Annotated in this window: 7 protein-coding genes; 4 read left to right on the top strand and 3 right to left on the bottom strand. The window is 58.2% G+C overall.

Annotated elements, in window-relative coordinates:
* Nucleotides 1-875: RHS repeat-associated core domain-containing protein (locus G7025_RS23460; RefSeq protein WP_181081407.1), on the top strand; the 875-nt coding region annotated here is incomplete at its 5' end.
* A gap of 1 nt (nucleotide 876) precedes the next feature.
* On the top strand, nucleotides 877-1,518 hold the full coding sequence (locus G7025_RS23455; RefSeq protein ID WP_181081406.1) for a hypothetical protein: 642 nt from the start codon (nucleotides 877-879) through the stop codon (nucleotides 1,516-1,518).
* A gap of 188 nt (nucleotides 1,519-1,706) precedes the next feature.
* Here the strand turns inward: G7025_RS23455 and hemB are convergent, their stop codons facing one another.
* The 3 genes from hemB to G7025_RS23440 form a co-directional block, all read right to left on the bottom strand.
* Nucleotides 1,707-2,681, bottom strand: coding sequence for a porphobilinogen synthase (gene hemB, locus G7025_RS23450; RefSeq protein WP_181081405.1), 975 nt, complete (start codon nucleotides 2,679-2,681; stop codon nucleotides 1,707-1,709).
* Between the two features lie 117 nt (nucleotides 2,682-2,798).
* Nucleotides 2,799-3,641, bottom strand: a complete 843-nt coding sequence (locus G7025_RS23445) for a PhzF family phenazine biosynthesis protein (RefSeq protein ID WP_181081404.1) — start codon at nucleotides 3,639-3,641, stop codon at nucleotides 2,799-2,801.
* Nucleotides 3,642-3,644: 3 nt separating this feature from the next.
* Entirely contained in the window at nucleotides 3,645-4,343 is a 699-nt protein-coding gene (locus G7025_RS23440; protein ID WP_181081403.1) for a glutathione S-transferase N-terminal domain-containing protein, read from the bottom strand.
* Nucleotides 4,344-4,598: 255 nt separating this feature from the next.
* Between G7025_RS23440 and G7025_RS23435 the strand changes: the two genes are divergently transcribed.
* Both G7025_RS23435 and G7025_RS23430 read left to right on the top strand, forming a co-directional pair.
* Nucleotides 4,599-5,300, top strand: coding sequence for a histidine phosphatase family protein (locus G7025_RS23435; protein WP_181081402.1), 702 nt, complete (start codon nucleotides 4,599-4,601; stop codon nucleotides 5,298-5,300).
* Nucleotides 5,301-5,344: 44 nt separating this feature from the next.
* On the top strand, nucleotides 5,345-6,400 hold the full coding sequence (locus tag G7025_RS23430; protein ID WP_181081401.1) for a permease: 1,056 nt from the start codon (nucleotides 5,345-5,347) through the stop codon (nucleotides 6,398-6,400).
* Nucleotides 6,401-6,472 lie beyond the last annotated feature (72 nt).

The following is a 6,472-nucleotide window of genomic DNA, read 5'->3' as shown; positions in this document are numbered from 1 at the left end:
GCATCAGTAAGACAGTCGATGGCATAACGACAGAGTTTTTCTGGCAAGGCGACAAGCTGATTGCCGAACACCAGGCCGACCGCCATCGCAGTTACCTCTACGAACCCGACAGCTTTCGGCCGTTGGCGCTTTTAGAAGGCTTCGGCCCCAAAGAGACAAAACCCTACCACTACCAACTCGACCACCTCGGTACACCCCAGGAACTCACCACCCCCGAGGGCGATATCGTCTGGTCCGCCCACTACCGCGCCTACGGCGAAATCGCCCGCCTCGACGTAGGCAAACTCGACAACCCACTGCGTTTCCAGGGCCAATACTTCGACGAAGAAAGCGGCCTGCACTACAACCGCCATCGCTACTACAATCCGGATATTGGTCGCTACTTGACGCCGGACCCGGTGAAGTTAGCGGGTGGGATCAATGCGTATCGGTATGTGCCTAACCCTACCGGGTGGGTAGACCCCTTGGGGTTGAGTAGGTGTCCGGGCGCTGATGGATGCAAACCGAAAAGCCGCGCAGCAGATCCGGCGGAAAACGTCAGGATCAGTGAGAAAGATGCAGAGCCTCCCAAAGGTTCAGATACCAATCTGTCGAGAAACGGAGCTTTTAGAAGGGCAAAAGAGATAGGAGGCATACCTCGAAATACACAGCCGATAGATACATATCGGGAGCTCATCCGTGATCAGGATCGTCATATCATGGGGCGTGTGTATGTCTTCAGCTTGAAGAAAAACCACCTCACTAGAATCCATGAGCACTCTCTAGGACATACCGAAGGTAATCACGGACCACATTTCAATACCAAAAATACCGTGCACGATATAAAAGTACCGTTAAAAATCGGCGAAAATTCACACACTTACTTCAAGAGATAAAATGACGACCGTATATATAAATGAGCACGGAATAAGACCATGGGAAAGTGCACACCCAACAAATGACGCCAAATTCACCACTACGACACTATTAAGCCATAACTTCGACAGCGTCTGGAGATCATGGTGTTCGGTGATAGAGCAGCTGTCAGAAAACTGGTCAATTAAAAGAGAATGGCATTCAGCGCTTACGGCTGAATTTAATTCAAAAACAGAAGAGTATCTATTTAAAAAAGATGCTATCAAAAAACTTAAAAATCGAGATATTTTCAAAAAAAATGAAAATAGTAATATTTACTCAACCATCAAAAACCTCCCTAGCGACCCCGAAAAAATAGACAACCAAATATTTGAAGGCTCGCACAACGTCATTTTAATCATCCAAAAGACAGAAATTGCTATTGAAGATCTCTGGTCAAAAATGACAATATTTGAAAAGCATATTAATGCCGAAAAAATCAGCACATTCTTGGAATCTCAATCCGACGTACTGTTATGCAGGTTTTACGAAGCTGAAACACATGCCGCAGCTCAACTTATTTACCATACAAACATCGAAAATCAAAAAATTATAGAGGCCTCTAAAATGCGATTTAGAAAAATAGGCATTGAAGATGTCCACTTTTACATAAACAACGAATAAGACCATCACTTCGCTTTATACGCATGCCAATACGAATGTAACTGACATGCAAAAAAGCGCACCCGCTCAAGTTGACCTTATAAACCAACACCGCCCTTGCTGATAGGCCGCACTCACCGGTAGCGAGCTGCTCGCTACGCAGCCCAGCGCAGGGCAAGCCTGCTCACCACAAAGGTTTCGCGTTGCCTTCAGATCCCCGCCAACGCCAAATCCATCGCAAAGTACGTAAAAATCAAATCCGCCCCCGCACGTTTGATCGACCCTAACGTTTCGCGCACGACCCGATCCTCATCAATCGCCCCCGCCTGAGCCCCAAACTTGATCATCGCGTATTCACCGCTCACCTGATACGCCGCCACCGGCAGGCGCGAGGCTTCACGGATGTCGCGGATGATGTCGAGGTAGGCACCGGCCGGTTTGACCATCAGCGCGTCGGCGCCTTCCTGTTCGTCGAGCAGCGATTCGCGCACCGCTTCGCGGCGGTTCATGGGGTTCATCTGGTAGCTTTTGCGGTCGCCCTTGAGTGCGCTGCCACCGGCTTCGCGGAATGGGCCGTAGAGGGCCGAGGCGAATTTGGTGGAGTACGCCATGATCGGGATGTGGGTGAAGCCGGCGTCGTCGAGGGCGCGGCGGATGGCCTGGACCTGACCGTCCATGGCGGCCGAGGGTGCAATCACGTCGGCACCGGCACGGGCGGCGGCCACGGCTTGTTTGCCGAGGTTGACCAGGGTCGCGTCGTTGTCGACGTGGGCACCGTGCATCACGCCGCAGTGGCCGTGGTCGGTGTATTCGCAGAAGCAGGTGTCGGACATCACCACCATTTCCGGCACAGCGTCCTTGATGATCGAGGACATGCGCGAGACCAGGCCGCGCTCTTTCCAGGTGTCGCTGCCGCTGGCGTCCAGGTGGTGGGACACGCCGAAGGTCATCACCGACTTGATCCCGGCACGGGCAAATCGCTCGATCTCGCCGGCCAGTTTCTTCTCAGGGATGCGCTGCACACCCGGCATGCTGGTGATCGGCACGAAGTCGTCGATTTCTTCCTCGACGAAAATCGGCAGCACCAGGTCGTTGAGGGTGAATTCGGTTTCCTGGAACAAACCACGCAGCTCCGGGGAGCGGCGCAGGCGGCGTGGGCGGGCTTGGGGGAACTGGCTGGTCATGGCTTTCCTGAAAAAATGGCAGAAATCTTTGGGGCGAAAGCTTATGCCCCTTGGCCCCGGCAGCACAAACGCCGAGGGGCGAACAGTGTATTGCGAGGCACGCAATAATGTATTGATCTAGAGCTGTAGACGCCCTTCGATGCACACGGCGACGGCGCCGCCGACCCAGATTTCATCGCCTTGACGCTCGACCCGGATGCGCCCCGCGCGCCCCATGGCCGTGCCTTGACTGACGATGTAGCACGGCGGCGCAAGCCCTTCGCCGAGCAGCCATTGTGCAACGCCGGCATTCAGGCTGCCGGTGGCCGGATCTTCCTGGGCGCCATCGCCTGCGACAAAGGCACGCACCTCGAACTGCGCGTCCACATCGTCGCGCGCCGGGTCGCAGGGGGCGATCACGCCGACGGCCAACCCCAATAGCTGTGAATAGTCCGGCTGCAACGCCAGGACCTGGTCACGATCAGCCAGCATGACCGCAAGCCACCCTGCGCCATTGTCGACCCACTGGCTGCGCACGATGCTGTCCGGCGGCAGCCCCAACCCCAGGCGTACCCGCTCAAGCAGCGCCGCGTCCACGGTGCCTGACCGTAACAATGGCGGCGCAATAAATGCCAGCTCGGCGCCTTGGCGACGGATACGTACCAGGCCGATTTCACACTCCTGGATAATCTCCTCGCCCCTGGGCCTGCCTCCGGCCTGGAGCCACGCCTGGCAACTGCCCAGGGTCGGATGACCGGCGAAGGGCAACTCCTGCAACGTCGTAAAAATCCTCACCCGGTAGTCAGCACGAGGATCGCGCGGAGTCAGCAAAAACGTGGTTTCACTGAGGTTCGTCCACTTGGCGAAGTCGGCCATCTGTGGGTCGCTGAGGCTGTCGGCACCGAGGACGACGGCCAGCGGGTTGCCCTTGAGCGATACGCTGCTGAATACATCCAGTTGTTTGAAATCGAAAGTCGGCATGGATCAGCTCGGAATATTCAGGCCACGGATCACGGCCGGGCGGGCGACAAAACCGTCGAGCGCACGCAGGACGTTGGGGAAGTCCGCAATTGCGACCAGATCGCCGGATTCATAAAAGCCGATCAGGTTACGAATCCAGGGGAAGGTGGCGATGTCGGCGATGCTGTAATCGTCGCCCATGATCCAGGTGCGGCCCAGCAGGCGTTTCTCCAGCACCTGCAACAAGCGCCGCGACTCGGCGGCGTAGCGGTCCCGAGGGCGTTTGTCTTCGTAGTCCTTGCCGGCGAATTTGTTGAAGAACCCCAATTGACCGAACATCGGCCCGATGCCGCCCATCTGGAACATCAGCCATTGGATCGTTTCATAACGGGTGGCCGGGTCTTCGGCGAGCAACTGGCTGGTTTTTTCCGCCAGGTAAATCAGGATCGCCCCCGACTCGAACAACGCCAGCGGCTGACCGCCGGGGCCGTTGGGGTCGATGATCGCGGGGATCTTGTTGTTGGGGTTCAGGGACAGAAATTCGGGAGACAGTTGGTCCTGGGTCTCGAAACTGACCTTGTGCGCTTCATACGGCAGGCCCAGCTCTTCGAGCATGATCGAGACTTTGACGCCATTGGGCGTAGGCAACGAATATAGTTGCAGACGTTCAGGGTGCCGGGCAGGCCATTTGCTGTTGATCGGGAAAGCGGCAAGTGCATTCATCGGGACGGCCCCAGGGACGGAAAGCCCCCATGATAGTCATCCCCGCGCAGTCGTGCATGGGTCATCAATGCGCAACATCGTCTGGCTATTATCCCGCCGAGGAGAACCAATGCGCCCCGCTGCACTCTTAAAAGCGCTCACACGGTGAATGGAGGCACCTGGCTATATCGACAGGGAACACCGCAGGACGCAAACGGCGTCACTGGGGCCAGGCTTGTCCGCCTTAACGCGACGCATGAAGACTCGAACCTACTGATGACGATCAAGCCTTTACGCCTTGTGCAACGACTCAAACGCTATTCCTACATGATGTTGCCGCTGCTGCTGGTCAGCGGCGCAACGTTAGCCATCCTCGATGCGCCGCAAAGTCGCGCCCAGCCGGTGGACGGCGTACAGACCCTGGTGTTCCTGCGCCATGGCGAAAAACCTGCCGGCGGCCTGGGCCAACTCAACTGCCAGGGTTTGAACCGCGCGATGAACCTGGCTACCGTGTTGCCGGAAAAATTCGGCCCGGCCAATTTTGTGTTCGCTCCCAACCCAACGCGCAATGTCGAGGAAGGCGAGCGGGACAATTCCTACAGCTACATTCGTCCCCTGATGACCATCAGCCCCAGCGCCATCAAGCTCGGCCTGCCGGTCAACATCAACTTCTCGGCCAATGACACCAGCGACCTGGCCGATGAGTTGGTCGAAGACAAATACCACAACGCCACCATCTACACCGCCTGGTCCCATGGCTATCTGCCGGAGTTGATCAACAAGGTGGCAAGTGAGGCGTCGGGCGAGAAACACACCATCACCGATGATTGGTCCGGCAGCGACTACGACACTCTCTATGTGCTGACGCTGACCTGGCACAACGGCAAGGCTTCGCTGTTGAGCCGCAACTACCAGCAGGGCCTGAACGACGGCGATCAGGCTTGCCCGGAACCGACACAGGTGAGCGCCGACAGCTGACAGCGTATGATGCGCGGCTATCGTCTCATCTGCGGATCATCCCCATGTCCAACCTTCTCTCCACCCAGCCCGTCCGGGGCTGGTCGTTCTGGTGGAAACCGGCGCTGTTCCTGCTGGTGGCCTGTGTCGGCCTCTACTACGTAAAGTGGTCGCCCTACTATGTGAAGGCGTTTGTGGCCGCCGACAACCACAGCATCGGCGCCTCGATTCTCAATGATCAGCAAAGCTCGCCCCTGGCGGCCGCGCTGGCCTATGCCCAGGTGTATTTCCTGGCGATCTGGAAAGCCGCAGTCCTGGCGGTAATCCTCGGTTCGCTGCTGCAAGTGCTGATCCCGCGTGACTGGTTGCTGCGCCTGTTCGGCCGGGCCGGGCTGGGCTCAACCGTACGCGGCGGGCTGTTTGCCTTGCCGGGGATGATGTGCAGCTGCTGCGCGGCGCCGGTGGCGGCGAGCATGCGCCGGCAACAAGTGTCGGTGGGCGCGGCGCTGGCGTTCTGGATTGCCAACCCGGTGCTGAACCCGGCGACCCTGGTGTTCATGGGCTTTGTGCTGGGCTGGGGGTTTACCGCGCTGCGCCTGGTGGCGGGTATTGTGCTGGTGGTGGGCGTGTCGCTGGTAGCCCAGCGCATCGCCCGCCCCGATCAGGTGCCGGACGCCGCGCTGGAAGCGGTGGCCGATGTGAGCCAGGTCGAAGCCCAACCCTTTTTCAGCCGCTGGATGCGGACGTTGTGGCAGTTGTTCTGGAGCACCATTCCGGTGTACATCCTGGCCGTGCTGATCCTCGGTGCCGCGCGGGTATGGCTGTTCCCTCATGTGGACGGGGCCATGGCCAACAGCCTGGTGTGGCTGGTGCCGCTGGCGATCGTCGGCACATTGTTCGTGATTCCTACGGCGGCCGAGATCCCTATCGTACAAACCATGATGACCCTGGGCATGGGCACCGGCCCGGCCGTGGCCTTGTTGATGACGTTGCCGAGCGTGAGCCTGCCGTCGCTGCTGATGCTACGCAAGGATTTCGACGCGCGGGTGCTGGTGACGGTGGCCGGGCTGACCATGCTGATGGGCGTGGTGTGCGGGTTGATTGCGGTGGTGGTGCTTTAAACACGCGGTGGGGGGCTGAGGGCGCTATCGCGGGCAAGCCCCCTGCCACAGGCAACGCAGCGCGATAGGCCC

It is taken from the genome of Pseudomonas lurida, from assembly GCF_013522705.1.
GTDB lineage: Bacteria > Pseudomonadota > Gammaproteobacteria > Pseudomonadales > Pseudomonadaceae > Aquipseudomonas > Aquipseudomonas quebecensis.
This window is presented reverse-complemented; position numbering and strand designations above follow the sequence as displayed.